The organism is Zymobacter palmae (assembly GCF_003610015.1).
Taxonomy (GTDB): domain Bacteria; phylum Pseudomonadota; class Gammaproteobacteria; order Pseudomonadales; family Halomonadaceae; genus Zymobacter; species Zymobacter palmae.
In genome coordinates this window covers 2,779,226-2,804,154 of sequence record NZ_AP018933.1, presented here as the reverse complement: position 1 = coordinate 2,804,154, position 24,929 = coordinate 2,779,226, and the positions used below count along the sequence as shown (strand labels likewise).

Sequence of the window (24,929 nt, the reverse complement as noted above, 5' to 3'; positions counted from 1 at the left end):
AAGCGCAATGATGATGAGACAAGGCTGGCGTTGGCAGCCCATTGCCACCCTAGTGGCGCTTGTGGTGCTGTTGGCATCGTTGATTGGCCCCTTGGGCGCACTGCTGGTGCGCTATCCCCCTTGGCCGTTGGAGGCAGTCGTCGGGGATGAGTACCTGCTGGGCGTGGTACGTTTCACCGTGCTGCAGGCGTTGCTGTCGATGGTGCTATCGATTATGCCTGCCATATGGATCGCACGGGCTTTGGCGCGGCGCTCAGCTTTCTTTGGACGATCATGGCTGCTATCGCTGCTGGGGTTACCGATTGTGCTGCCGCCGATCGTGGCGGTATTCGCCATCACGGCGGTGTACGGCTACAACGGTGTCGCCAACCATGTGCTGCTGGCACTTGGGCTGCCGCGGTTGGGGTCGGTCTATGGATTGATCGGTATCCTGCTCGGCCATGTCTTCTTCAATCTGCCGCTCGCGGTGCGCTGGCTGTTGCCGCTGTGGGAGCGGATTCCGGTTGAACACTGGCGCTTGGCGGCGCAGTTGGATATGCCCAGCCGCACCTGCTTTAGTGTGATCGAGTGGCCGGCCATCCGTGGGGCGCTGCCGGGTCTGGCGGCGCTCATTTTCCTGTTATGCCTGACCAGCTTTGCCGTCGTGCTGACCTTGGGTGGTGGCCCAGCCGCCACCACACTGCCGGTTGCGCTGTACCAGAGCTTGCGCATGGAAAGCGATTTTCCTCTGACGGCACAGTTGGCCTTGTTGCAGATGGTGCTGTGCGTGATCGTGCTGGTGATTCTGCCGTGGCGCGCGTCGCAGGCCACCGACGAACCCGAGCGTTTGCAGCGGGTCGATCGTCACGACCGCCACTCGGTATGGGCGCGTGTGAGCGATGGTGCCGCGTTGATGGGTGTCACGCTGTTTGTGGGGTTGCCCGTACTGGCCGCACTGTTTGCAGGCCTTCGTGGCCCTTGGTTTGAGGTATTGGCGCAGAGTGCGTTCTGGCAGGTGTGGTGGAGTTCGCTGTGGATCGCTCTGGGAAGCGGCGCGTTGGCACTGCTGGTGGGTCTGCCGTTAAGCGCGGGCATGGCCCAACATCAGGCGCGTTTGCGCCAATGGTTGCAGATCGGTGGTCTGTTTGGGCTGGCTGTGCCGACGGTCGTACTGGGGGCGGGTTGGTTCATCCTGCTGCGGGGCAATATCGGGCCGTGGGGCAGTGTGCTCATCATGGTGTCGAATGGCGTGATGTGCGTGCCTTACGTGCTGAAGATGATGGTGCCTGCGTGGTCGGTACTGACCGCACAGTATGGGCCGTTGCGTGCTCAGCTAGGGTTGTCCGAGCGGCTGTGGTGGTGCCGAGTGCTGTGGCCGCTGTCACGCACGGCGTTGGGTACAGCACTGGCAGTCAGCCTCTGTATGAGTCTCGGTGATCTGGGTATCGTGGCTATCTTTGGCGATCAGTCCAGTGTCGTGACGCTGCCATTGCTGCTGCAGAACCAGATGTCCGATTATCAGTACGGTGAAGCGGCAGTCACCTCTGCGGCACTGATGCTGACGATCGGCGGGCTGTTTGCGCTGGTGGATCGTTTGATCGGTGGACGCCATATCGATGTTCACAAAGACGTTCATAAAGACCGTTTGTCCACAAAGACGGCTCACAAGGACCGCGACGATGAATGATGCTGCGCTAGGATTAGTGCTCAAAGAGGCGACTACCTATTACGAAGGGCAGCCGTTCCGGTACTCGCTGGCCGTCAGGCCGGGGGAATGTCTCGGCGTGGTAGGCCCCAGCGGGGGTGGCAAGAGCACGTTGCTCGATATCATCGCGGGTTTTGCACCGCTGGCGGCGGGCAGTGTCTGCGTGAACGGTGAGGACATCAGTCGGCAGAGCGTTGAAGTGCGTCCCGTTACGCTGATGTTCCAGTCGCACAACCTGTTTCCGCACATGAGCGTTGCCGACAACGTACTGCTGGGCATCGATCCGCGTATGAAGCGACGTCGTGTCGAACGGCAGCGTGTGGAGCAGGTGCTGGAAAAGGTAGGGTTGGCCGCTTATGGCCAGCGCTTGCCCGGTCAGCTTTCGGGCGGTCAGCGTCAGCGCGTCGCTCTGGCGCGAGCGCTGCTGCGTGAGCGTCCGGTGCTGATGCTGGATGAGCCGCTGGCTGCGCTGGGACCGGCGCAGCGCCAAGAAATGCTAACGCTGTTAGATGAATTGACGCAGCAGCATCGGCTTAGCGTACTGCTGGTTAGTCACCAGCCCAACGAGATTGCGCCGCTGTGTGCTCGCAGTGTCTTTATTGCGGATGGGCAGGTGGCTTGGCAGGGAGCAACCACCGATTTTCAGCGCGCCGATGTGCCCGAGCAGGTCGCGGCGTACCTCGGGCGATCCCAGCGCTGACGGAACATCGTGTCCTTATACAGCAACGCCCAGTGCGGATGACCGGACTGGGCGTTCTTCTGTCTGGATATTGCGCGAGCGTTATTCGGGAAGCTGAGGGTGCTCTGGGCGCGCGTTGTCGGCGTTGGCCTTGTCCGCCAGCGTGAAGTCGTGCAGGTCGAAGCGGTGGCCGAGCTTGGCGGCTTTGGTCGCCAGATAGCCCCGGTTGAAATCGTTTAGACCGGTCGTCAGTGGTACGCGATCGGCGATCTCGACACCGTCCAGTCGTAGTGATTCGACTTTGCGGGGGTTGTTGGTCATCAGGCGCAGCGATGAGATGCCGAGGTGTTTCAACATGGGCACGCACAGGTCATAGCGGCGAAGATCGGCCTCGAATCCCAGCTGATGATTGGCTTCGACCGTATCAAGCCCGCTATCCTGAAGCTGATAGGCCTTGATTTTGTTGAGCAGCCCGATGCCACGCCCTTCCTGACGCAGATAGAGCAGTACACCGCGGCCTTCTTCAGCAATGCGGCGCAGCGCTTCCTGCAGCTGGTAGCCACAGTCGCAGCGCATTGAGAACAGCGCATCGCCTGTCAGGCATTCGGAATGCACGCGCGCCAGTACCGGCTGACCATCGTCAACCTGACCCAGCGTCAGCGCTACATGCTCCTTGCCGGTATCGGTATCTTCGAAGCCGTGCATGGTGAACGTGGCAAACGATGTAGGTAGCTTACAGCTGGAGATGAACCGTAGCGTCACGGTGAACCCTCTGCATGACAGTGGAAGAGGCCTGACGGCCGGTAAGCGGGGCGTACCGAATGTGGCTATCGGAAAACGCCGGATTCACCGATACTCCGCCAAGACGAAGCGTGAATCAAGACCAATAGTGTACCATTTGATTAGGTGGCTGCTGCAAATTGAAGCTGACAATGTGCCTGGTTGGAAATATTGATGCCGATATGAACACCCCAGCCTGCACAATAGCGTAGTCACATCCGCAGCGTGTGCGGCACCACGTTGCTTCACGGACGAAACCTCGATTAAGGATAGTGCGAACCATGCCGACTTCATCTGCTTCCACGCTCAAGAATGACCGTTTCCTGCGTGCCCTGGCGCGTCAGCCAGTCGACCGCACACCGGTCTGGATGATGCGGCAGGCGGGACGCTATCTGCCGGAGTACCTGCAGACTCGTGCGGAAGCCCGCGACTTTATGAGCCTGTGTCGCAACGCCGAGTTGGCCTGCGAGGTCACCCTGCAGCCGCTGCGCCGCTACGCGCTGGATGCGGCTATTCTGTTCTCCGACATTCTTACTATTCCCGACGCAATGGGACTGGGTCTGCATTTCGTGGCAGGGGAAGGTCCGCGCTTCCATCATCCCGTGCGCGATCGAGCGACAATCGAGGCGCTGCCTGTACTGACGGCGGAGACCGATCTGGATTACGTGATGAACGCTGTGCGCACGATCCGTGGCGCACTGAACGGTGATGTGCCGCTGATTGGCTTCTCCGGCAGCCCGTGGACGCTGGCGACTTACATGGTCGAAGGCGGTCCCAGCAAGGATTTCGGCATCATCAAGGGCATGCTGTACCGCGAGCCAGACACGCTGCATCTGTTGCTGAGCAAACTTGCCGAAGCGGTGACCGATTACCTCAACGCCCAGATTCGCAGCGGGGCACAAGCGATCCAGATCTTCGATACCTGGGGCGGTGTGTTGACGACGCCGGCCTATCAGGCCTTCTCGCTCGACTACATGACCCGTATCGTCAACGGGCTGATCCGTGAGCACGATGGGCGTCATATCCCGATCGTCCTGTTTACTAAGAATGGAGGGCAGTGGGTCGAGCAGATCGCAGCCAGTGGCTGCGATGCGGTGGGCCTCGACTGGACGACCGAGCTGGGCAGCGCCCGCGCCCGCGTGGGCGATCAGGTGGCACTGCAGGGCAATATGGACCCGACCGTGCTGCTAGGGTCGCCCGATGCGATCCGCTCGGAAGTGAAGCGCACACTGGAAAGCTTTGGTCACGGGCAAGGGCATGTCTTTAACCTCGGCCACGGCATTTCTCAGCATACCCCTCCTGAGAACGTCAGCGTGTTCATCGACACGCTTCACGAACTGTCACCGCAGTTTCATCGCTGAGGAGTAGCAGCCGAGGGCATCGTAATGCGCACCCTCGGCTGTTTCGCTTCCTTCCATCTTTCCTTCTTCTGCTTGTCTTCTTAGATCCCTTCTTCATCCGTCTGCGCACTGCTCTTTGATTGCGTTCACCTCTTCCCCGCAGGCTGAGAAGACCGTCCGCTCTCACGCCTGACGCTGCCTTCGACGTTTCACTGCGCTTAAACGAACCTCAATGAAGCAATGTTATGAAGGTTGGGACAGCGGCAGCGCCCTGCGTTGAAGCATGCAAGGCCACGCCGCTCTGATAAGGAACTGGTCGAGGAGGCGTGCAGGTGATGAAACGCTGGCGTGGATATGCCGTCATGGGGAGCGTGGCACTGGGGCTGACGGGGTGCGGGCATCAGTGGACTCGCCCTGATGCAACGCCGCTTCAGTGGCAGGAAGATATGGTGCTCTGTCAGCATCAGGCCGAGGATCGGTTTCCCGCTGATGGCGTGCGGCAGCACTCTCGCTACTACAGCGTGAACCATGGGCGCTGCAGCCAACTGACCCCTTGCCGCCCGGGGCAGCCGTTGCATACGCTGGAACCTCTGGATGAGGTGCGTACGATTGACGTTAACGCGCAGAACCGTGAAGAAGACGTGCGCGTGTGCCTGTTAGAGCGCGGGTGGTTGTAGGTCCGCAACCGAATGAATGTGGCTCGTGTGGGTGCCGAAGGCCGTTCTGTTTTTGCGGTGTACCACTTAAAGACCGCGTTCTCGCGGCACTCCTTCTACGATAAAGCGTCATACTGATAGCAGAGACTATCCGTGCATGCGCGAGCATGTCGTTGAAGGAGACGGACAGATGATAGGTGGAGTGAGCCGCTGGATGCTGATCGGGAGCGCTGCGCTGCTGATGGCGGGCTGTGCGCATCAGTGGACACGGCCCGGTGCAACGCCGCAGATGCGCCAACAGGAACTGGGCGCTTGCAGTGCCCAAGCCGAGCAAAAATTTCCCGTTCGCAATGAGATGGCGATCTACTCTGGTTACACGATGGAGTATGGCTTCTGTAATGAAGCGATGATGGCATGCTTCCCGGGCGACCCGATCAGGATTGTGGTGCCTCAGGTGGAAAGTCATGTGGTGGACGTCAACGAGAAAAGCCGTGAACACACGGTGGCGCAGTGTATGCGAGCAAAAGGCTGGCAGTAAACATCCGATCGAAGGACGGGTTTCTCCCGCATGCTTGGCCGACCTCATCTGCCAATGCACATGTGCGAAAGCCCCGACTCGGTGTCCGCATCCAGAGATGCTGCCGAGCGGAGGATTTCATGGCCTATCATGTAACGGTTGATCGAGTGTGATTCATACCGACATGGGGCTATTTGCGGTCATTGGCCGATAACGCTTTTTATAAAAGTGTGATCCAGTCACCGCCCTGCTTTACGGTGCCGGATCACCATTCATGGACTCCTTCTAGTGAGTGAACGTTTCATGGGTGGAACGTTGGCTCATTCCCTCGTCATTGCCGCTATCCGGCAAGCGCTCACGGCGGTTATGATGATGTTCCCCCGAACATCCCGGCCGTGGGGTCGTGTCGCCCTCTGTTCTGTAGTGCCTCTTCCCATGCTCATCGCGCACTTCTGTGTGTAGCCTGTGCGTCGATGTGCCTACAGTACCATGAGGTGTGGCCGTTGCCCTGCGCCATCAGCGAACAATGGTTGTACAATAATGCACGGATTGAGGAAGCGGCTTAAGTGGGATGACCTGCGCTACTTTCTAGCGTTGGCTGAATCGTCAACGGTAACGGCGGCTTCCAAGCGGCTGGACGTCAGCCACGTAACGGTTTCACGCCGAATCGAACATCTGGAAACGACGCTTTCCTGCCGACTGTTCGACCGTCAGGAACATGGCTATCGTCTTACCGAACGCGGACGCAGCCTCTACGAACAGGCGCAGGCGATGCGTGAAGCGGCCGACGAGCTGTTCCATGCACTGGAAGATGACACCCAAGGGCGTCATACCGTGCGCATCTCAGCGACCCACTCGATCGTGCATCAGCTGCTGGTCGATGCACTGCGCGATGTTCACGAACGCTACCCGCACCTGCATCTCGATATGGATATCTCGCTGCGCAACGTCTGCATCGACAAGCGCGAGTCGGATATCGCCATTCGCTTCGACGATGAGCCCGCCGAGAGCCACCGCCGTGTATGTCGCCGACTGGGCGACGTCGATTTCGTGCTGTGCTGCCACCAAGATCATCGCGAGCGCTTCATGGCGATGGAGTCGACCCCTGTCATTACGCTTAGCCCGACGCTGCGTGAAGTGTTCGACTACCGCTATATGCACGAGTGTATGGGGCGCGTGGAACCGCGCCTATCGGTGGATTCCCTGATCGTCCAGCGCGACGCGGCCATTGCCGGATACGGTGTCGCGTTGCTGCCACGGCCTTTCCTAGAAGACAGCCCACTGGTGCTGTACAGCGACCACGTGCCGCTGCGCCGCACGCTGTGGATGGTGGTGCGTGCCGATATTGCCCAGCTGGGTCCGGTACGCCATGTGATGGATGAGCTGGAACGGTGCATTCAGATGCGTCTGAGCGAGGGCTATACCGCGGCCTGAAGGACGAGACAGAAATACACGGACAGGACATGAACCCGAAGTGCCCTGGCCGTCGCCGAGCGATTGACAAGTACCAGAGCTGCTCCGAGGCTACCCACACCCACACCCACACCCACACCCACACTGTTCTTTGGAGTATGAACCCGCTTATGCAGAGTGTTGTGGATACGAAGGTTTTCCTTCTGTCATCGGTGGGCCGCCGCGAGTACGCCGCGACCGTGGTGGTATTGACTACTCAGAGGCCGGATATGGCGCCTTTTTTCTTCCGGTGACTATCAGGAGGCTATCTGTATGAATAATAGGCCTGCTTCTCTTTATTTAATTTATTGATAGTCTTATGAAGTGTAATTTCTGTATCCCATGCTTTCAAATAATTATTCGTAATATTTTAATTATGGATAAAAAAAGAGGGGTTCATTAAGGTTATGTAAGATAAAAATATAATTCTATATTTCTTTAAAAATAAAGTTGAATCAATGGGTTGTAGTTAAATAGATTCTGTATGAAAAGATGACAACGACGTCCTGTTAATTATAATTGACTCCCCTTAAAGCTAAATATAATGTTTCTCCAGGAATAGGAGCATCGGGTTCTTATTTGGTTTTTACTTATCATAATAATTAAGGAGCATGATATGGCAAAAAATGAAACTCTGGAGTCAAATAAAAAACAGTCAGAAGTCAAATACATCAAACCGGAAATTGGCTCCGGCTTTATCACTCCATCGCCGGACGAGGCCAAACAGCAGGAGACTGCTAGCAAAGAACAGAAAGACACGAAGTAAGATAACGTTCTGTCGGGTGAATGCTTTGGGGCTGCCTTCAGCCTATCGGTAACGCGGCCTTCGGGTCGCGTTTTTTATTGCGCGCTTGCCGAGTGTGTTTGTGTCGATTGCCTTTCGCTACGGCACGGAAACTCTCAATGAAAAGCCGGTGATAAAAAGACCGAAGGCCGGACAGCCTTCGGTCAACACAGCGGCCCAGTGACTACCCGTCTGGGCGCGCTATGGTCGTGCCACTCGCGTGTTATACCGCGGTCAGACCGATGAGCAGGGCACTTTCAGCGTCCATGGATGGCAGGCGTAGACCGGCGTTGCCCAGCCATTCACCGGTGGCTTCGAAGCCTTCTTGATTCAGCCATGCCGGCAGCACACGGGTGTTATGGCTGTCGTTCTGCACCGCTTCTGGGCGATCCAGTATGTCAATGCGGTAGCGTTTGTCCGGGGCGAGGTACGGAATGCGCAGGGCTTCGCTCATGGCCCATGCCGGCATCTTGAGCTGTGCGATCAGTACGACCGCACTGTCGCCGTCTTCGCTGACGACGGCGTGCGCCAGCACGCGATCTTCGTCGAGGGTTTCAAGGCGTGCGGTGCGGCCTGTATGCAGCAGGCCTCGCAGTTGTTTATACAGCTCAATGTAGCGCGCAAAGCCTTCTCGTTCTTCTTCGCTGGCGATCAACGGGTCAAGCTCGACGCCCATATGCCCGAACAGTGCCGTCAGACCGCGGAAGCCAACGTAGTGGCGGCGCAGCGTCGAGTGGCAACGTTCCGCACCGATGTGCGCTCCCATCACTTCCGGTGGGAAGAAGTAGCTCATGCCACGCTGGATGCGCTGGCGTTCCAGTGCATCGTTGCAGTCGGATGTCCAAAAACGCTGCACGTAGCGCAGCACGCCGTAGTCGATACGGGCACCGCCGGAAGCGCAGGATTCGAACTCGGTGGTCGGATGCGCTTCGCGCAGCTTGTTCATCAGTGCATAGAAGCGAGCGGTCTGCTCTTGAGAGGAGGCGCGGCCGTCATGGCTGGCCTGCACCAAGTCGCGGTTCATATCCCATTTGACGTAGTCGATCGGGAACTCGGTCAGGATCGCATCCACGCGTTCGAACAGGTAATCGAAGACCTCGTTGTTGCACAGGTCCAGCACGTACTGGTGACGCCCCGTCGGCTGATCATAGCCTGGCAGCCCCAGAACCCAGTCGGGATGAGCGCGGTAGAGATCGGAGTCCGGGTTCACCATTTCCGGTTCGAACCACAGGCCAAACTGCATGCCGAGCGAGCGGATATGGTCGACGACCGGCCCCAGCCCTTGCGGATATTTCTTCTCGTCGATGTACCAATCACCCAGCCCAGCATAGTCATCGTTGCGATGGCGGAACCAACCGTCATCAATGATGAAGCGCTCGATGCCCAATGCTTTGGAGGCGGTCGCCATGTTCATGATGTACTCAGGATCATGGTTGAAATAGACGCCTTCCCAGATGTTGAGCTGTACCGGACGTTCGGCATCCACGGGGAACTTCAGTAGCTGCTGGCGCACGTACTGATGGAACGCGTGGCTCATGGTGTTGAGACCCGCGTCGCCATAGCTGGCATACAGCCACGGAGTTTCCAGTGTCTCATCAGTGTCGAGGCTAATCTCGCCTGCCTGATACAGTGCTTCGGTCTGCATGAAGCGACGGCCGTCGCTTTTCACGTCGTAACGGATGCGGTGATCGCCGGTCCAGCCTAGATGGATCCCCCAGACTTCACCGTGGCACTCGCCGAAGTGTGTGCTCCCAGCCACCATGCCGGGGAAGTATTCGTGTTGGCGACCGCGGCGGCTTTCCTGAATGTAGCTACCATGGGTGGGTGCGATACGGTGGGTCTGGAATTCTTGCAGCCAGCGGCCGTGGAAGCCCATTAGCTCCTGTGCGTGATCAGGCAGTGGCAGGGTCAGAGCAAGGCGCTGTACGCTGTAGGCGCCGTCACCCAGATTGGTGAGCTGCTGGCGCATGCGCAGCACGCCAGTTTCCGGATCGAGCTGCAACGTGACGGTCAGCGCCAGCTGAGCGATATCGTCCTGACTGTTGATGACCAGCAGGCCCACATCTTCATCTGTGTCGTAGTCGACGGTCGAGAAGATCGGTGCCCAGTCCTGACCGCTGCGATGGCCTTCCAATCCCGGGCTAGAGAACAGGCCGCGCCCCTGCTCTGGCGACAGCGTGATCGGTGCCGTGACATCAAGGCGACCGTTGGGTACGGGGTAGGCGACGCTGTCGGCAAAATCAGCGTCGAACGTTTCCAGTCGTTTGCCCCAGTACACGATTTCCGAATAGGGGGTGACGCGTACGATGACGCTGGCATTTCCGCCATCAAGTTTTACTAGTGTGTTGTCCATGATAGTACGTAACTTCCCTTGAAGTGATGATTCGTTATTCAAAAGGCGTATATAACGATGCATATAACATGGTATGGAAAATCTTATTTTCCGTACCGTTACTATAACTTCCGGTCATCATTCAATAATGATTCTACTGGATCATTTTTATAGGTATGACCGTTTCTTTCGTTGCCTGCAAATCATTACTCATCGCTATTCTCGTTGAAAGCGAAACATGTTGTGGGACGTGGTGTTCAGAAATGATAACTATATTATGTTACGTATATGATAAATGATCGCCCATAAACTTATCCATAAGTATGATATGCTATTTCATTAATTAATCATAAAGGATAATAATCAATAGTATTATGAAAAGAGCGGCTAGCGTTGCTAATCACGCTAGGTGAGGGATGCCATTAAGTATATAGAGCATTGGTATAATATAAAATATGTCATCCATTATAGAAGGCAATATGGGGCTATATGCAGGCGTTATCCCGAGGCCATCATCTTGCGTCAACCTGTCGCTTTTGGCACTAGAACCGCTCTGCTACTTTGTAAGATTGCATTGGCGTGTCGCTGCTGTTTCTGTGTTATCCCTCTTTTTATTCAGCGGCTTGCATACGCTCTCACTCCTTCCCTGATCCGGCATGCGCCGGGCTTGGACAATCATCAGGAATCGTCATGGAACTGCTGTGCCCCGCAGGCAATCTCCCTGCGCTGAAGACGGCTATCGACGAAGGGGCCGATGCGGTCTACATCGGTCTGAAGGACGATACCAACGCACGTCACTTCGCCGGACTGAACTTCAACGAGCGTCGTCTCGAACAGGCCGTCGACTATACCCATCGCCATAGTCGCAAGCTTCATATCGCCGTCAATACCTTTGCTCATCCCGACGGCTTCGAACGTTGGCAGCGTGCCGTCGACATGGCCGCGAGCATCGGTGCCGATGTACTGATCCTCGCCGATCTGGCCATGCTGGAATATGCCGCCGAGCGCTATCCGCATATCGAACGTCATGTCTCCGTGCAGGCGTCGGCTACTAATCTGGAAGCGATCCACTTCTACAAGCGTCATTTTGACGTTGGCCGTGTAGTGCTGCCCCGCGTACTGTCGCTCAAGCAGGTGCAGATGTTGGCCAAGGATACCCCCGTGCCGCTGGAAGTGTTTGGCTTCGGCAGCCTGTGCATCATGTCGGAAGGGCGCTGCTATCTGTCGTCCTATCTGACCGGCGAATCGCCCAATACTGTGGGAGCCTGTTCACCGGCCAAGTACGTGCGTTGGGAAGAAGGCCCGCAAGGGCTGGATGCGCGTCTCAACGAAGTGTTGATCGACCGCTATCATGCCGGTGAAAACGCGGGCTATCCGACCCTGTGCAAGGGGCGCTACGACGTAGACGGCGAGCGCTACCATGCGCTTGAAGAGCCGACTAGCCTCAACACACTGGAGCTGCTGCCACAGTTGATGGCGGCTGGCATCGCGTCCATCAAGATCGAAGGGCGTCAGCGTAGCCCTGCCTACGTCGGGCAGGTCGCGAAGGTTTGGCGTCAGGCTATTGATCGCTGCAAGGCCTCTCGCGAGCAGTATCGGGTCGAACCGCAGTGGATGCAGGCATTGGGCAATGTGTCCGAAGGGGTACAGACCACTCTGGGCGCTTACGAACGCACCTGGCAATAGGAGAGAACTTCATGCAATACGCACTGGGTAATGTGCTGTTTTACTGGCCCAAGGCGCAGATGGAGGACTTCTATGCGCAGGCGGCCAGCAGCAGTGCCGATATCGTCTATCTGGGAGAGTCCGTCTGTGCCAAGCGTCGCGAATTGGCGCTGGATGACTGGCTATCGCTGGCGGCTGAGCTAAAAGCGGCAGGCAAGCAAGTCGTGCTGTCGTCGATGGCACTCATGGAGAATACCGGGCCGCTCCAGAAGCTGATCCAAAGCGTGGATAACGGCGATGTGTTGATCGAAGCCAACGACCTTGGCGCGGTTAACATGCTGGCGGAACACTCGCTGCCATTCGTCGCGGGTTATGCGCTCAACGTCTATAACGCGCCAACGCTGCGCCTGCTGAAACGGCAAGGCATGGCGCGCTGGTGCATGCCGGTTGAGCTGTCCCGTGACTGGCTAGTCAATACGCTGGATCAGTGCGAATCGCTGGGTATCCGTGACAGCTTCGAAGTAGAAGTTTTCTCGTACGGGCACTTGCCGCTGGCCTATTCGGCTCGCTGCTTCACGGCGCGTTCCGAACATCGTCCCAAGGACAAGTGCGAACGCTGCTGCATTCACTATCCCCAAGGGCGCCGCGTTATGTCTCAAGAGCAGCAGCAGGTTTTCGTGCTCAATGGCATTCAGACCCTGAGCGGCTACTGCTACCACTTGGGTAATGAACTGGCGTCGATGAAAGGGCTTGTCGACATCGTGCGCATTTCACCGGAAGACACCGATGTGTTCGCGCTGGTGGACCGTTTCCGTGCCAATGAGGATGGGCAAGCACCGTTCGTCCTCCAAGATCAGCACGATTGCAACGGTTACTGGCGTCGTGTGGCTGGCCTAGAACTGGTCAGCTAGGACGCCATAGGCATCATTGCCGGTGCGCTCTGCCTGCGATGATGCCTGTTTTATCTATCGCAATTTCCCCTACGCCAATGCCTTCGTTTTTTGCCTTTCGATGCATGCTCCACGCGCGCTGTCGAGGCCGCCGTCTATACTCAATGCAGCAGTTAATCCATCAACTCGGCCCGGTGCTATCGAGCCTGCCAGGGTGCTATCTGCTTCAGTACTACTTTCCTGAGTACTTCTAAGTACTACTATCTGCATGAGCACTACACGTCACGGAGAGACGCCCATGAAACTGCATACGATTACTTTGGTGCTGTGCGCGGCCGCTGCATTGGCGGGCTGTTCTGCATCGGCGACGCGCACGAGCGACACCAGCAACCACAAGGCCACCTACCACCTCGACTGTTCCGGCACGTTTCTGTCGATGAACTCCTGTGTGGAAAAGGCGAACAATGTGTGTCCGCAAGGCTATGACGTGATCGACAAGAATCGGGAAGAAGTGAAGGAGCACAAGTCGCAGTCCCGTACGGATGGCGCAGTAGTTGGTAAGGAATTGAAGGAAATGGATATTCGCTGCCACTGAGGCGCGTTCAGCAGGGCGGCTGGCCATCGGTCAGCCGTTTTTTTATGGCATGTTTTATGCGCAAATGAATACCCGAGTCTATGAGCATAGAACAATAATAAAAGATGTTTATGACTCTTCTACTATTTGATTATAATACTAACGTCTCAACATTAACGATGTATACATTCCCATGTTATGGAATTGTAAGTGTGTCGAATAGATGGCTAGCCCAGACGGTAAAAGCGCTGCATCTGATAAAGCCCTGAAAAAGTCATTCGAGCAGGGACACTATCTACTTACGTTCTACGCCAATGGTGTTATAGCGCGGGGCCATAAACTGTGGCGTTATTATTGTGACGACGGAGATCCTACAGTGGATTTTCCAGGTTGCAGTCTGTGTTAAATAGCGTCGATAAGATGTGCCGTAATATCCGAAAAAATTGAGCATAACAGTGCCATGATAATAAAGCGGCTGTGTATGGCATCTGTTCCTTTTATGGAAGCGAGGTGCTTTCGTGGATTATAAGGCGCATAGCATGATAATGGTGATTATGGACGAATATTCGTTATCGGTGCCATACGTTAGCGCTATTATGTATAAGCCGCTTGTTTCTAGGCACTGATTCTCAACTTACACATCGTAATGGAGCACGACATGCAAGTACTTGTCACTGGTGGTAGCGGATATATCGGCAGTCATACCTGCGTACAGCTGTTGCAGAACGGGCACAGCGTCGTTGTGCTAGACAACCTCTGCAACAGCAAGGCCAGTACTGTTCCCGTCATTGAACGTTTGGGTGGCAAAGCGCCGATCTTCATAGAAGGCGATATCCGCGATGGCGAGCTGTTGGACGATATCTTCCGCCAGTATTCCATTGACGTCATCATTCATTTTGCCGGTCTGAAAGCCGTGGGTGAATCGGTTGCCAAGCCGCTTGATTACTACGACAACAACGTCAACGGCACGCTGAAGCTGATCGAAGCAGCGCACAAGGCGGGCGTGACCAACGTCATCTTTAGCTCATCTGCGACCGTCTATGGCGACCAGCCGCGCATTCCATATGCCGAGAGTTTCCCAACGGGCGTACCGCAGAGCCCCTATGGCAAAAGCAAGCTGATGATCGAGCAGATCCTGACCGATTTCCAGAAGGCCAATCCTCAGTGGAACATCACGCTACTGCGCTACTTCAATCCGGTCGGTGCGCATACTTCTGGCGATATGGGTGAAGACCCGCAGGGCATTCCCAACAACCTGATGCCGTATATCGCGCAGGTTGCCGTCGGTCGTCGCGAATCGCTGGCCATCTTTGGCAACGACTATCCGACCAAGGATGGCACCGGTGTCCGTGACTTCATCCACGTTATGGACTTAGCCGATGGGCATATCGCGGCAATGAACAAGCTGGCCAACATACCGGGTGTTCACATCTATAACCTTGGGGCCGGTGAAGGCCATAGCGTGTTGGATGTTGTCAATGCGTTCAGCAAGGCTTGTGGCAAGCCCGTCAACTATCACTTTGCACCGCGACGCGACGGTGACCTCCCGGCCTATTGGGCAGATGCCACCAAGGCCAGCGAAGAGCTTGACTGGCGCGTGAGCCGTACCCTAGATCAAATGGCGGAAGACACTTGGCGCTGGCAGTCACGTCATCCTCAAGGCTATTCCGATTAATCCTTCCTTCAACAGGAACAGGACCTTGCTGGCATGGAACAATTCAACCCGGTTGATCATCCCCACCGTCGCTACAATCCGTTGACCGGACAGTGGGTGCTTGTCTCTCCCCATCGTGCGAAGCGACCGTGGCAGGGGGCGCAAGAAAAGGCCTCCAATCAGCCGCTGCCGTCCTACGATGAGAAATGTTATCTCTGCCCAGGCAACACACGCGTGACCGGGGACACCAACCCGGATTACACCCGTCCGTACGTTTTCACCAACGATTTTGCGGCGTTAATGGAGGACACCCCTGATGCGCCGGAAAGCGGTGATCCGCTGATGAAGTGTGGCAGCGCGCGCGGTACGGGACGTGTGATCTGTTTTTCGCCTGACCACAGCAAGACCCTGCCTGAACTGCCGCTATCGGCGCTGGAAGACATTATTACCACTTGGCAGGCGCAGACGGCCGAGCTGGGTCAGAAGTACCCTTGGATTCAGGTGTTCGAAAACAAGGGAGCGGCTATGGGATGCTCTAACCCACACCCGCACGGGCAGGTCTGGGCGAACAGCTTCCTGCCCAATGAGGCTGCTCGTGAAGACCGCCTGCAGCGTGAGTATCTGGAGCAGAATGGCTCGCCGATGTTGGTGGACTATGCCCAGCGCGAAATGGCGGACGGTCAGCGGACGGTCGTAGAGACCGAGCACTGGCTAGCGGTTGTGCCTTACTGGGCCGCGTGGCCCTTCGAGACGCTACTGTTGCCGAAGGCTCACGTGCAGCGCCTGCCCGACCTTTCGTCGGCGCAGCATGCCGATTTGGCCGTGGCATTGAAAAAACTGACCAGCCGTTACGACAACCTCTTCGAGACGTCTTTTCCCTATTCGATGGGGTGGCACGGTGCGCCATTCAACGGCGAGGACAACGTGCACTGGCAGCTTCACGCGCACTTCTATCCGCCGCTGTTGCGTTCCGCCACTGTACGCAAGTTCATGGTGGGCTACGAAATGCTGGCGGAAACGCAGCGCGACCTGACCGCTGAGCAGGCTGCCGAACGTTTGCGCGCCGTTAGTGACGTCCATTTCCGTGAGTCGGGAGAATAGTCATGGTTATGAAAGAAGAGGCACAGCAGGTTTTCGAGGAGCAGTTCGGGTATTCACCGGCGCTGACGGTGCGCGCTCCCGGCCGCGTCAACCTCATAGGCGAACACACCGATTACAACGATGGTTTCGTGTTGCCCTGTACCATCAACTATTTCACGGTGATCTGTGGCAGTGCCCGTGACGACCGGATCGTGCGCGTGATCGCCGCCGACTGCGATGAGCAGCTCGACGAGTTCTCGCTGGACGATATCCAGCATCACGATACCCGTTCGTGGCCCAACTATGTCCGTGGTGTTATCCGGCACCTGCAATTGCACGGCCATACGTTTAATGGGGCCGATCTGGTGATCAAGGGAAATGTGCCGCAAGGGGCTGGGGTCAGTTCTTCGGCCTCGGTAGAGGTGGCGGTCGGCACCTTCTTCAAGGCGCTGTACGACCTGCCGCTCGACGGCAAGCAGATCGCGCTGCTGAGCCAAGAAGCTGAGAACAAGTTCGTGGGTTGCAACTGCGGCATCATGGATCAGCTGATTTCGGCGCTGGGTGAGGAAGGCCACGCCCTGTTGATCGACTGCCGCAGTCTGGATACGAAGCCTGTTCATCTGCCTGAAGGCACGGCGGTCGTCATCATCAACAGCAACTTCAAACGTACGTTAGTTGGCAGCGAGTACAACACGCGCCGCCAGCAGTGCGAAGCGGGGGCTCGGTTCTTCAACAAACCGATGCTGCGCGACGTAACACTGGACGACTTCGACGCGCGACAGGACGAGCTTGAGCCTGAAGTGGCAAAACGTGTGCGTCATATCCTAACGGAGAACGCGCGTACGCTGGAAGCCGCCGACGTGCTGGCGCGCGGTGACCTTGAGCGTTTGGGCGAACTGATGGCGCAATCGCATGCGTCGATGCGCGATGACTTCGAGATCACCGTACCGCAGATCGATACGCTGGTGGACATCGTCAAGGGTGTGGTCGGTTCGCGGGGTGGGGTGCGCATGACGGGCGGCGGGTTCGGTGGCTGCATCGTAGCGCTGGTACCAGAAGCCTTGGTGCCGGATGTACAGAAAGCTGTGGCTAAGCAGTACGAAGCCAAGACGGGTTTGAAGGAAACCTTCTACGTCTGCAAACCGATTAGAGGGGCAGGCCTTTACTAAAAGGCGCTAGTGGAACGCCGTTACGAGTGCGGCGCTCCGTTAGTTCGCGCTCAGGTGCGTTGGAGAATAGAGGGATTCCAATGTGCCTGAGCGCGCTGTCGTTTCAGTGTCTTGGTGCCTGAAAACGACGCTACTGTCTGGATGGTATCAGCGGGTCAGTGCATTGCCCGTGGCGGCTTCTTCCAACCGCTTAACGTAGTCGGCGGCTTGTTCATCCCCTTCACTCGGCGCCCAACGCATCACCAGCTTGGCGTCCTCTTCGCGGTACGGCCCCTGTTTCACTTCAATAAACAGCGCGTGATCGCTCATGCAGACCATTGAGTGCACGGTGTTCGGCGGCATCTGTACGGCAAAGGTGTCGTTATCAGGGCCGAGGCGCAGTGTCTGCTTCACCATGCCTTCATCGTTAAAGATCAGCAGCTTGATATCACCATCCACGACCTGAAACAGTTCCCAGTCCTGACCGGCCGGATGCTTGTGCGGCGGAATATAGGTGCCACGGCGCAGACCGACGACGATACGCTGGACGGGATCCTGCGATTTTTCATGCAGCCGTTCGTGGGCGCGCAGGCGGGGGGATGCATCCGCCTGACGATAAAGGGCGTCGCGGAACTGATCGTTGAGGATACGCATGTCGTTCTCCTGAAACAGATAAGCAAGGCGGGCCGCGAGGTCAACGTCCATGATGACCGCTGTCACGAGGCACGGGGTCAACGCCATGCCAGTAATGCATGAGCGTACCCGCCCTTTAATCGTATCTGACTGTCCGGGCGGGGAATTGGTTCATCATGTCCCGTTCGGGCAATGACCGATACCTGGACTTTAGATTAGCGTTTACAGGCGTTCAGTGCTTCATTCCCGGCCATTTGTGGCGTTCGACGCGCTGGGCCGCATAGATGCCTTGTGGTCCCGAGAAAAGATAGCTGATCACGCAGGCGATCAGAGCATAAGGCGCAATGGCGGGCCCGAACAGCTCAATGGCCATCAACGTTGAGGCCAGCGGTGTATTGGCAGCTCCGGCGAAAACGGCCACGAAACCGACGCTGGCCAGTAAGGCTACGGGTTGATGGAATAGCTGGGCCAAGGCGTTGCCAAAGGTAGTGCCGATGTAAAACAGTGGGGTAACCTCGCCGCCCTTGAAGCCACTGCCCAGAGACAGTGCCGTAAAGCCAAGCTTGCCGAGCGTATCGTAGAGCGGTACGGGGGTGCGTAAGGCGCTTTCGATCACGGGCACACCCAACCCGATATAGCGGTCAAGCCCGGCAACGCACATTATCAGCATGGCGATGATGGCCCCGCCAACGAACGGCCGTAGCGGTGCCCACGGAATCACTTGCCTGAGCAGTGTCGAAATGCGCTGAGTCAGCCACGAGAACAGGCGAGCCATCAGGCCGAACAGTGCCCCTGCGACGATAACGGCCACGACGGGGGTTAATGAGAGCGAAGGCACGATGGCCGTGGGGTAGTGCGTGTGGTGCGCTCCCCATAGCAGGCAAGTAGCGTGGGCGATCAATGATGCCGCCATGCAGGGAAATAGGGCATCGTAACGCATCGCACCAATAGCCAGCACTTCTAGACCGAAGACCGTGCCTGCCAGCGGTGTGCCGAACACCGAGGCAAAGCCTGCCCCAATCCCCATCACCAGCAGGATACGCCGTGTCTCGCCGTCAAGGTGAAGGCGATGTGCCCACTGATCGGCAATGGCACCGCCCATCTGGATGGCTGTGCCTTCGCGCCCGACCGAGGCTCCGAACAGATGCGAGATGACGGTGCCGACCAGCACCATTGGCATCATGCGGAACGGGATGGTGGCGCGGGGTTCGTGGATTTCATCCAGAATCAGGTTATTGCCGCGTTCGACGCTGTTGCCGAAGCGCAGGAAACACCAGCCAACGACAAGCCCGGCTATGGGCAGAGCCCAGATCAGCTGAGGATGCATCTGACGAGTGCCGGTAGCCCAATCGAGGGCCATCAGAAAGAACGCCGAAGCGGTACCGATAGGAATACCCGTCAGCAGGGCAATCAGCAGCCAGCGACCTATCCAGCAGGGAAGAGAAAGAAAATAAGACCAGCGTTGGTTCATAAGACGCTCCGTGATGAAATACAGATTTGGCATTCACGGAAGCGGGGAAGGGAGCGCGCGCTGCGGGTACACCTGCCTCTTCCCCAGTTTCCGGGAATATCAGCAGGCACCATCAGCCAAAGGGCGGTTATAAGGAGGTGTGCCATCTCCTGATGTCAGGGTGAGCTTACCATGCTTCGCTGTGAAAAGAGTATGGCATGAATCGCCGGAGAAACGATCCGTACCATAGTCCCTATACACCATGCCCCTTACGGATGCGATGGCAACGACGGGGTATGAGTGGCTGCCTGCGGCTGCTCTTCTAGACTGTGTTCTACGAAGTCGGCCAGATGTTCCATGCCGATGCGCAGTGCTTTGGGCATGGAGTCCAGCTCGATGGCATCCATCAGGTTTTTGACATACAGCCCCAGCTCCGTATCCCCTTCAATGATTAAGCGACGCTGGAAGAACAGCGTATCGGGGTCCTGGCGGCGAGCTGAGATCATCAGCAGATCGTTGGCGTCACCGCTGAAGCTGACGTCGGCAGTGCCCTGTTCGCGGATGATCGGCTGGTCGTTCTCAATGGTCATATACCACGAGAGACCGAGGTCACGGATGTCGATATGGATCCAGCGGCCTTCGAGAAAGTCGAGTTCACCTTCTTCGAGCGCCTGACGGAACTGCCAACGCAGCACCTGTTCCAGCAGCTGACGCTTGAGAGCGAAAGGCGTCAGGCTAAGCGGTAGTTTCAGCCATGACGGGCCTTGGCGTACCAGTCGAGCGCGCAGTGATTTCAGCATGGCACCGATTCCTTGTGCAGAATGACGATCTAATGCGTTCAGCTTAGCATGCCGCACCTCATTCTCGACCGAGGTGCGGCATTGTTGCGGGCGCTCTGCTCCCGCCTTGACGTTGGCGGTCGCTATGCTAGATCGCCGCGCGCCTCTTCGAGTGCTTCTTCGGCTTCCAGCCATTCTGCTTCCAGCGCTTCAACCTGTGCAGCCAGCTCGCCCTGACGCTGCGTCAGCGTTAGCAGTTCGGCTTTGCGGGCCTCTTCATACAGCGTGGGGTCGGCCAGCTGCTGTTCGATGTCGGCGATGGTGGCCTGCGCTTTCTCGAGCGCCTTTTCGGCACGGTCGCGGGCCTGTGTCAGAGGCTTGAGCTGGGCACGCAGCGCGGCGGCAGCCTGACGCTGAGCCTTTTTGTCGACGCGAGTGGTATCGTCGCCCTGAGCCTCTGTAGGAGCCGCCTCCGATAGCGATGGCGTCGCCGCGACGGTGTTCTGAGCGGCTGCATCTTCGGTTTCCGGGGCGGGTGTACCCGTGCGAGTACGCAGCCAGGCCTGGTAGTCATCTAGATCGCCATCGAACGGGCTGACCTGTCCATCCACGACACACCAGAAGGTGTCGATGCTGGCACGTAGCAGGTAGCGATCGTGCGATACGATCACGACCGCGCCTTCGAACAGCGCCAGCGCGTTGGTCAGTGCCGCGCGCATCTCCAGATCAAGGTGGTTGGTCGGTTCATCAAGCAGCAGCAGGTTGGGTTTCTGCCATGCGATCAGCGCCAGCGCTAGGCGCGCCTTTTCGCCCCCCGAGAAGTTGCCGACCGTAGCGAACACATCGTCGCCGCGGAAGCCGAAGCTGCCGAGGAACGTGCGTACTTCTTGATCGGATGCCTTGGGTGACAGGGTGAGGATATGTTGATGCGGCGTGCCTTCCATGTTCAGTGCATCAACCTGATGCTGAGCGAAGTAGCCTAGTTGCAGGTGCTCACCTTCCACGCGCTGACCCGCCAGCAGTGGCAGATCGCCGACCAGTGCCTTGATCAACGTCGACTTGCCCGCGCCGTTAGGGCCAAGCAGACCGATACGGTGCCCAGGCTGCAGTGACAGGCGTACGTTAGTCAGCGTAGGGGCATCGCCGTAGCCGATATTGGCTTCGTCCAGCGACAGCAGTGGCGACGATACTTTGTCAGCCATCGGTAGGCGGAACTGGAACGGCGAGTGAGCACGCAGTGGTGCTTCACTGTCCAGGCGTTCGAGCATCTTCAAGCGGCTCTGTGCCTGCTTGGCCTTGCTGGCCTTGGCACGGAAGCGGCGGACAAAATCTTCCAGTTCGGCACGCCGAGTCTGCTGTTTCTCGAACTCGGCCTGCTGCTGTAGCAGTCGCTCAGCGCGGGTGCGCTCGAAGGCCGTGAAGTTGCCTTTATAGAGGGCTAAACGGCGGTTGTCGAAATGGATGATGTGGTCACAGACGCCGTCGAGAAAGTCGCGGTCGTGAGCGATCAGCATCAGCGTGCCCGGATAGCGGCGCAGCCACTGTTCGAGCCAATAAAGGGCATCGATATCCAAGTGGTTGGTCGGTTCGTCGAGCAGCAGCACGTCGGACGGCATGAACAGCGTACGCGCAAGGTTAGCGCGCATGCGCCAGCCACCCGAGAACGCACGCATGGGCTGATCCAGCTCATGCTGAGCGAAGCCCAGTCCCACCAGCAGCTGCTCGGCCCGCGCCCGCGCGCTGTAGCCATCGTGCACTTCATAGTGCCCCAGCGCCTCGGCGTAGCGCATGTCATCGCCAGCGGCCAGAGCCTCGTCGATGTCGCGTTCCACAGCGTGCAGTGCCTGATCACCGTCCAGCACGTAGTCAGTGATTGAGCGATCCAGCGCCTCGACCTCCTGAGCCATGTGCGCGATGCGGCGCTGGGCCGGCATTTCGACGTCGCCTCGGTCAGCGTGCAGCTCGCCTAGCATCAGCTTGAACAGGCTGGACTTGCCGGCCCCGTTGGGGCCAACGATCCCGACCTTGTAGCCCTCGTGTAGCGTCAGGTCGGCTTCTTCGATCAGCACGGTGCCGGCGCGCTGTAACGCCAACTGGCGGAATGCGATCATGAGAGTCTCCTTGTCGGACAGGGGCGCTGCCGCTGACCATGTGCATATATAGGCGGGCATTCTAGCCGACCCGTGAGGTCTACTCTATGCCTGAAGCAGATTGATCCCAGGTTTCCGACGTTCAGGGAACATCTCGGTAACATAAAGCGTCTATAGTAGATATGTCTTTGATCGCTATGGCTCAGGTTATCTGTATCGGCTTTTTTCGAAATGAACACGGCCACATGCGGTATACACTGATGTCATAAGTGACGGTTCGATAAGGCTGCCTAGTGGGTGGCCGTGAAACGAAAACGAATGGGCTTCCGATGTGTTCGACTGCCCGAGGGCGCAGCGCAGCGGGCCTCCACTGCAAGTGAAGGAGCAGGATATGAAGAAATTGCTGGGTATCGTGGCTATTGGCACCGCTGTGGCGCTCACGGGTTGCCAGAAAACTGACAACGGTCAGCATACTGACACGGCCAAGGGCACGCCCGTAGCGTCCATGAACGAGCAGGAAAAAGCATCCTACGCACTGGGTGTACTGATGGCGGATAACCTGAAAACGGAGTTGCCGACCATTCAGCTGAACTCGTTTACTGCGGGTCTGAACGACGCCTACAACGGTCACTCTGGCATGAACGCCGAGGAAAGCAAAACCACGTTCCTCAACTTCCAGCACAAAACCTATCAGGAAACGGTCGACCGTAACCTGAAAGACGGTCAGGACTTCGCGGATAAATTCGCCAAGGAAGACGGCGCTAAGAAAACCGACACTGGCATTGCCTACAAAGTGCTGGCATCCGGTGACGCTAATGGCCCGCAGCCGACCGACTCCAGCAATGTCGAAGTGACCTATGAAGGTCGCCATATCGACGGCAAAGTCTTCGATTCCAGCAAGGAACCTGTTGCGTTCAACATGTCTCAGGTCATCCCGGGCTGGCGTGAAGTCGTCAAGCAGATGCACGTTGGTGATGAATGGGAAGCCGTCATCCCGGCCAACAAAGCTTATGGTGAGCAGGGCACTGGCGAAGGCACCATCGGTCCGAACGAAACGCTGGTCTTCAAGATCAAGCTGCTCAAAGTGGCTGATAACGCCCAGCACTGATGGCATCACAGCGTGTATCACAACCGCTTCCTACGGGAGGCGGTTTTTTTATGGGCGGTGAGCCACTCATCTGAATTATCCACAGTGAGAAAGAAGAAACAGCCTGTGGATAATTTTGTGGAATTCCCGTGGGAGAGCAGGGGGAAAGCTTGGTATATCTGCCCCGGCGTTGACCGAGGGCAGTGATATCCAGATAAAGTGTTATCTATATCTTATTGAATATAAGCGCTATTTTTACACCTATCGAGGCCAGAAGTGCGCGCGAAACAAAATCCTCAAGTTATGCACAAGCGTAGAATGAACGGCTTGTCAACTGTGGACAGTGCTCTTCAAAAGGTGTAGGGAGGCTACAACGGGCTGGCAGTGCTCGGTAATATCGTACCAAGTACCCACGGACCGCTGGCCTGGCAGGTGCTCAATCAGCGACAGACGCCACTGAGCATCTGGGAACTGGCACGGTACGGGTATCCCTTCCGCGTGGAAGGCCTGGCCGGAAGGACTGCGGGCCAGAATGATGCGGTGGGTATCCCGCGATAGGCCGTGCCGCGTCATGACCAGCTCGAAACGGGCATCTGCTGGTGCTTCCGGTGCCGTTACCAGCAGCGACAGCTGCGAGCTGCCGCTTTCCTGCAGCTGGATCGACACAGGGTTATGACGCCCCAGTGAGGTGGTGCAGGTGGTCTGGGTCGGTGAGCAAGGCTCGAACGCGGTATACCACGTGACGCTGCGCAGGCCCGCGCCGTTGTTGTAGTAACTTGCCAGATACGCAACGGCCACCACTATCGTGAGTAGCGTCAGCAGGGTCAGGCCGTTCAGTAGGCGAGAACGCAGGGGTTTACTGCTGCGCTTCTCTTGAACGCTATCAGTGGCGGCGTGAGGCATGGCGTGCTCCGACTGAAATGAATCAGGATTCGCGGCGGTAGATCAGATCCCACACGCCGTGACCCAGACGTTCACCGCGTGTTTCGAACTTGGTCTGCGGGCGGAAGTCAGGGCGCGGAACGTAGTCGCCTTCTTCAGCGGTGTTGGCAAAGCCCGGCGCATCGCGCATCACTTCCACCATGTATTCCGCATAGGGTTCCCAGTCAGTGGCCATATGGAACGTGCCGCCTGGGGTAAGGATGCGGCGAATCTTTTCAGCGAACGGCAGCTGTACGATGCGGCGCTTGTGGTGTTTCTTCTTCGGCCACGGATCGGGGAAGAACAGCTGTACGGTGTCGATGCTTTCTGCTTCCAACCCTTCATCCAGCACGCGAATCGCATCCTCGCGGCAGACACGTACGTTGGTTAGGCCGGCCTTGTCGAGTTCATCAAGCAGCTTGCCGACGCCCGGTGCATGCACTTCGATGCCGAGGAAGTCGGTGTCTGGGTTCTGACGTGCCTGTTCCAGCAGCGACGCGCCCATGCCGAAGCCGATTTCGACGACACGACGGGCCTTGCGACCGAACAGAGCATCGAGATCAAGACGTTCGCCTGCCTGCAGCGTGATGCCCAGGCGCGGATAGACGTCTTCCAGCCCGCGTGTCTGTGCGGTGGTCATGCGTCCTGCGCGCAGGACATAGCTTTTGATGCCACGGCGTGGGCGCGGCTGTTCGGAGGAGGTTTCGCGATCGGTCATGGTGTTCGTTACTGAC

Annotated in this window: 22 protein-coding genes and 1 riboswitch; of the genes, 14 read left to right on the top strand and 8 right to left on the bottom strand. The window is 57.4% G+C overall.

The window, feature by feature from the left end; genetic code table 11:
- Window positions 1-7: 7 nt before the first annotated feature.
- Window positions 8-1,666: a thiamine/thiamine pyrophosphate ABC transporter permease ThiP gene (locus tag ZBT109_RS12375; RefSeq protein ID WP_051523978.1), complete on the top strand. Its 1,659-nt coding sequence runs from the start codon at window positions 8-10 to the stop codon at window positions 1,664-1,666.
- On the top strand, window positions 1,659-2,384 hold the full coding sequence (locus ZBT109_RS12370; RefSeq protein WP_051523976.1) for a thiamine ABC transporter ATP-binding protein: 726 nt from the start codon (window positions 1,659-1,661) through the stop codon (window positions 2,382-2,384). The genes ZBT109_RS12375 and ZBT109_RS12370 overlap by 8 nt, the downstream gene beginning before the upstream one ends.
- Window positions 2,385-2,465: 81 nt before the next feature.
- On the opposite strand, the gene ribA is transcribed toward ZBT109_RS12370, so the two are convergent.
- Complete coding sequence (gene ribA / locus ZBT109_RS12365; protein WP_027705609.1) at window positions 2,466-3,125, bottom strand: GTP cyclohydrolase II; 660 nt, start codon at window positions 3,123-3,125, stop codon at window positions 2,466-2,468.
- Between the two features lie 299 nt (window positions 3,126-3,424).
- On the opposite strand from ribA, the gene hemE reads away from it, so the two are divergent.
- The 5 genes from hemE to ZBT109_RS13905 all read left to right on the top strand — a co-directional run bounded on the left by hemE (window position 3,425) and on the right by ZBT109_RS13905 (window position 7,874).
- Window positions 3,425-4,504 (top strand): uroporphyrinogen decarboxylase, encoded by a 1,080-nt coding sequence (gene hemE, locus ZBT109_RS12360; RefSeq protein WP_038278773.1) that lies wholly within the window; start codon window positions 3,425-3,427, stop codon window positions 4,502-4,504.
- Window positions 4,505-4,818: 314 nt separating this feature from the next.
- On the top strand, window positions 4,819-5,160 hold the full coding sequence (locus tag ZBT109_RS12355; RefSeq protein ID WP_027705607.1) for a hypothetical protein: 342 nt from the start codon (window positions 4,819-4,821) through the stop codon (window positions 5,158-5,160).
- A gap of 169 nt (window positions 5,161-5,329) precedes the next feature.
- On the top strand, window positions 5,330-5,677 hold the full coding sequence (locus ZBT109_RS12350; RefSeq protein WP_027705606.1) for a hypothetical protein: 348 nt from the start codon (window positions 5,330-5,332) through the stop codon (window positions 5,675-5,677).
- A 519-nt stretch (window positions 5,678-6,196) separates the two neighbouring features.
- Complete coding sequence (locus tag ZBT109_RS12345) at window positions 6,197-7,090, top strand: LysR family transcriptional regulator (RefSeq protein ID WP_027705605.1); 894 nt, start codon at window positions 6,197-6,199, stop codon at window positions 7,088-7,090.
- Between the two features lie 634 nt (window positions 7,091-7,724).
- Window positions 7,725-7,874, top strand: coding sequence for a hypothetical protein (locus ZBT109_RS13905; RefSeq protein ID WP_156934039.1), 150 nt, complete (start codon window positions 7,725-7,727; stop codon window positions 7,872-7,874).
- 241 nt (window positions 7,875-8,115) lie between these two features.
- Here ZBT109_RS13905 and ZBT109_RS12335 read toward each other — a convergent pair whose 3' ends face one another.
- On the bottom strand, window positions 8,116-10,245 hold the full coding sequence (locus tag ZBT109_RS12335; RefSeq protein WP_027705503.1) for an alpha-galactosidase: 2,130 nt from the start codon (window positions 10,243-10,245) through the stop codon (window positions 8,116-8,118).
- Between the two features lie 669 nt (window positions 10,246-10,914).
- On the opposite strand from ZBT109_RS12335, the gene ubiU reads away from it, so the two are divergent.
- The 6 genes from ubiU to galK all read left to right on the top strand — a co-directional run bounded on the left by ubiU (window position 10,915) and on the right by galK (window position 17,256).
- Window positions 10,915-11,910, top strand: coding sequence for a ubiquinone anaerobic biosynthesis protein UbiU (ubiU, locus tag ZBT109_RS12330; protein WP_027705502.1), 996 nt, complete (start codon window positions 10,915-10,917; stop codon window positions 11,908-11,910).
- A gap of 11 nt (window positions 11,911-11,921) precedes the next feature.
- On the top strand, window positions 11,922-12,800 hold the full coding sequence (locus ZBT109_RS12325; RefSeq protein WP_038278567.1) for a U32 family peptidase: 879 nt from the start codon (window positions 11,922-11,924) through the stop codon (window positions 12,798-12,800).
- 277 nt (window positions 12,801-13,077) lie between these two features.
- The gene (locus tag ZBT109_RS12320) at window positions 13,078-13,374 is read left to right on the top strand and encodes a hypothetical protein (protein ID WP_038278562.1); all 297 of its coding nucleotides are present in this window, start codon (window positions 13,078-13,080) and stop codon (window positions 13,372-13,374) included.
- A 637-nt stretch (window positions 13,375-14,011) separates the two neighbouring features.
- Window positions 14,012-15,028: a UDP-glucose 4-epimerase GalE gene (gene galE / locus ZBT109_RS12315; protein ID WP_027705500.1), complete on the top strand. Its 1,017-nt coding sequence runs from the start codon at window positions 14,012-14,014 to the stop codon at window positions 15,026-15,028.
- Window positions 15,029-15,061: 33 nt separating this feature from the next.
- Window positions 15,062-16,108: a galactose-1-phosphate uridylyltransferase gene (galT, locus tag ZBT109_RS12310; RefSeq protein WP_027705499.1), complete on the top strand. Its 1,047-nt coding sequence runs from the start codon at window positions 15,062-15,064 to the stop codon at window positions 16,106-16,108.
- Window positions 16,109-16,110: 2 nt separating this feature from the next.
- Complete coding sequence (gene galK, locus ZBT109_RS12305; protein WP_027705498.1) at window positions 16,111-17,256, top strand: galactokinase; 1,146 nt, start codon at window positions 16,111-16,113, stop codon at window positions 17,254-17,256.
- Window positions 17,257-17,403: 147 nt separating this feature from the next.
- Here the strand turns inward: galK and ZBT109_RS12300 are convergent, their stop codons facing one another.
- The 4 genes from ZBT109_RS12300 to abc-f form a co-directional block, all read right to left on the bottom strand.
- Window positions 17,404-17,976 carry a WbuC family cupin fold metalloprotein gene (locus ZBT109_RS12300; RefSeq protein ID WP_027705497.1) on the bottom strand — a complete coding sequence of 191 codons (573 nt, stop codon included), beginning with the start codon at window positions 17,974-17,976 and terminating at the stop codon, window positions 17,404-17,406.
- 124 nt (window positions 17,977-18,100) lie between these two features.
- Window positions 18,101-19,339, bottom strand: coding sequence for a voltage-gated chloride channel family protein (locus ZBT109_RS12295; RefSeq protein WP_027705496.1), 1,239 nt, complete (start codon window positions 19,337-19,339; stop codon window positions 18,101-18,103).
- 96 nt (window positions 19,340-19,435) lie between these two features.
- Window positions 19,436-19,498, bottom strand: a riboswitch (Fluoride riboswitch).
- 89 nt (window positions 19,499-19,587) lie between these two features.
- Complete coding sequence (gene ubiT / locus ZBT109_RS12290; RefSeq protein WP_027705495.1) at window positions 19,588-20,118, bottom strand: ubiquinone anaerobic biosynthesis accessory factor UbiT; 531 nt, start codon at window positions 20,116-20,118, stop codon at window positions 19,588-19,590.
- A gap of 122 nt (window positions 20,119-20,240) precedes the next feature.
- Window positions 20,241-22,208: a ribosomal protection-like ABC-F family protein gene (gene abc-f, locus ZBT109_RS12285; RefSeq protein WP_027705494.1), complete on the bottom strand. Its 1,968-nt coding sequence runs from the start codon at window positions 22,206-22,208 to the stop codon at window positions 20,241-20,243.
- A gap of 370 nt (window positions 22,209-22,578) precedes the next feature.
- Here abc-f and ZBT109_RS12280 point away from each other — a divergent pair, with 370 nt between their 5' ends.
- Window positions 22,579-23,295, top strand: coding sequence for an FKBP-type peptidyl-prolyl cis-trans isomerase (locus tag ZBT109_RS12280; RefSeq protein ID WP_051523932.1), 717 nt, complete (start codon window positions 22,579-22,581; stop codon window positions 23,293-23,295).
- A gap of 309 nt (window positions 23,296-23,604) precedes the next feature.
- Here the strand turns inward: ZBT109_RS12280 and ZBT109_RS12275 are convergent, their stop codons facing one another.
- Window positions 23,605-24,177, bottom strand: a complete 573-nt coding sequence (locus ZBT109_RS12275) for a hypothetical protein (protein WP_027705493.1) — start codon at window positions 24,175-24,177, stop codon at window positions 23,605-23,607.
- Window positions 24,178-24,199: 22 nt separating this feature from the next.
- Entirely contained in the window at window positions 24,200-24,913 is a 714-nt protein-coding gene (gene trmB / locus ZBT109_RS12270) for a tRNA (guanosine(46)-N7)-methyltransferase TrmB (protein WP_027705492.1), read from the bottom strand.
- Window positions 24,914-24,929 lie beyond the last annotated feature (16 nt).

What these genes read in the sequence shown, in the direction of transcription:
- ZBT109_RS12375 (WP_051523978.1), top strand. Translation starts at nt 8, where the DNA reads ATGATGATGAGACAAGGCTGGCGTTGGCAGCCCATTGCCACCCTAGTG.
- ZBT109_RS12370 (WP_051523976.1), top strand. Translation starts at nt 1,659, where the DNA reads ATGAATGATGCTGCGCTAGGATTAGTGCTCAAAGAGGCGACTACCTAT.
- hemE (WP_038278773.1), top strand. Translation starts at nt 3,425, where the DNA reads ATGCCGACTTCATCTGCTTCCACGCTCAAGAATGACCGTTTCCTGCGT.
- ZBT109_RS12355 (WP_027705607.1), top strand. Translation starts at nt 4,819, where the DNA reads ATGAAACGCTGGCGTGGATATGCCGTCATGGGGAGCGTGGCACTGGGG.
- ZBT109_RS12350 (WP_027705606.1), top strand. Translation starts at nt 5,330, where the DNA reads ATGATAGGTGGAGTGAGCCGCTGGATGCTGATCGGGAGCGCTGCGCTG.
- ZBT109_RS12345 (WP_027705605.1), top strand. Translation starts at nt 6,197, where the DNA reads ATGCACGGATTGAGGAAGCGGCTTAAGTGGGATGACCTGCGCTACTTT.
- ZBT109_RS13905 (WP_156934039.1), top strand. Translation starts at nt 7,725, where the DNA reads ATGGCAAAAAATGAAACTCTGGAGTCAAATAAAAAACAGTCAGAAGTC.
- ZBT109_RS12335 (WP_027705503.1), bottom strand. Translation starts at nt 10,245, where the DNA reads ATGGACAACACACTAGTAAAACTTGATGGCGGAAATGCCAGCGTCATC.
- ubiU (WP_027705502.1), top strand. Translation starts at nt 10,915, where the DNA reads ATGGAACTGCTGTGCCCCGCAGGCAATCTCCCTGCGCTGAAGACGGCT.
- ZBT109_RS12325 (WP_038278567.1), top strand. Translation starts at nt 11,922, where the DNA reads ATGCAATACGCACTGGGTAATGTGCTGTTTTACTGGCCCAAGGCGCAG.
- ZBT109_RS12320 (WP_038278562.1), top strand. Translation starts at nt 13,078, where the DNA reads ATGAAACTGCATACGATTACTTTGGTGCTGTGCGCGGCCGCTGCATTG.
- galE (WP_027705500.1), top strand. Translation starts at nt 14,012, where the DNA reads ATGCAAGTACTTGTCACTGGTGGTAGCGGATATATCGGCAGTCATACC.
- galT (WP_027705499.1), top strand. Translation starts at nt 15,062, where the DNA reads ATGGAACAATTCAACCCGGTTGATCATCCCCACCGTCGCTACAATCCG.
- galK (WP_027705498.1), top strand. Translation starts at nt 16,111, where the DNA reads ATGGTTATGAAAGAAGAGGCACAGCAGGTTTTCGAGGAGCAGTTCGGG.
- ZBT109_RS12300 (WP_027705497.1), bottom strand. Translation starts at nt 17,976, where the DNA reads ATGGCGTTGACCCCGTGCCTCGTGACAGCGGTCATCATGGACGTTGAC.
- ZBT109_RS12295 (WP_027705496.1), bottom strand. Translation starts at nt 19,339, where the DNA reads ATGAACCAACGCTGGTCTTATTTTCTTTCTCTTCCCTGCTGGATAGGT.
- ubiT (WP_027705495.1), bottom strand. Translation starts at nt 20,118, where the DNA reads ATGCTGAAATCACTGCGCGCTCGACTGGTACGCCAAGGCCCGTCATGG.
- abc-f (WP_027705494.1), bottom strand. Translation starts at nt 22,208, where the DNA reads ATGATCGCATTCCGCCAGTTGGCGTTACAGCGCGCCGGCACCGTGCTG.
- ZBT109_RS12280 (WP_051523932.1), top strand. Translation starts at nt 22,579, where the DNA reads ATGAAGAAATTGCTGGGTATCGTGGCTATTGGCACCGCTGTGGCGCTC.
- ZBT109_RS12275 (WP_027705493.1), bottom strand. Translation starts at nt 24,177, where the DNA reads ATGCCTCACGCCGCCACTGATAGCGTTCAAGAGAAGCGCAGCAGTAAA.
- trmB (WP_027705492.1), bottom strand. Translation starts at nt 24,913, where the DNA reads ATGACCGATCGCGAAACCTCCTCCGAACAGCCGCGCCCACGCCGTGGC.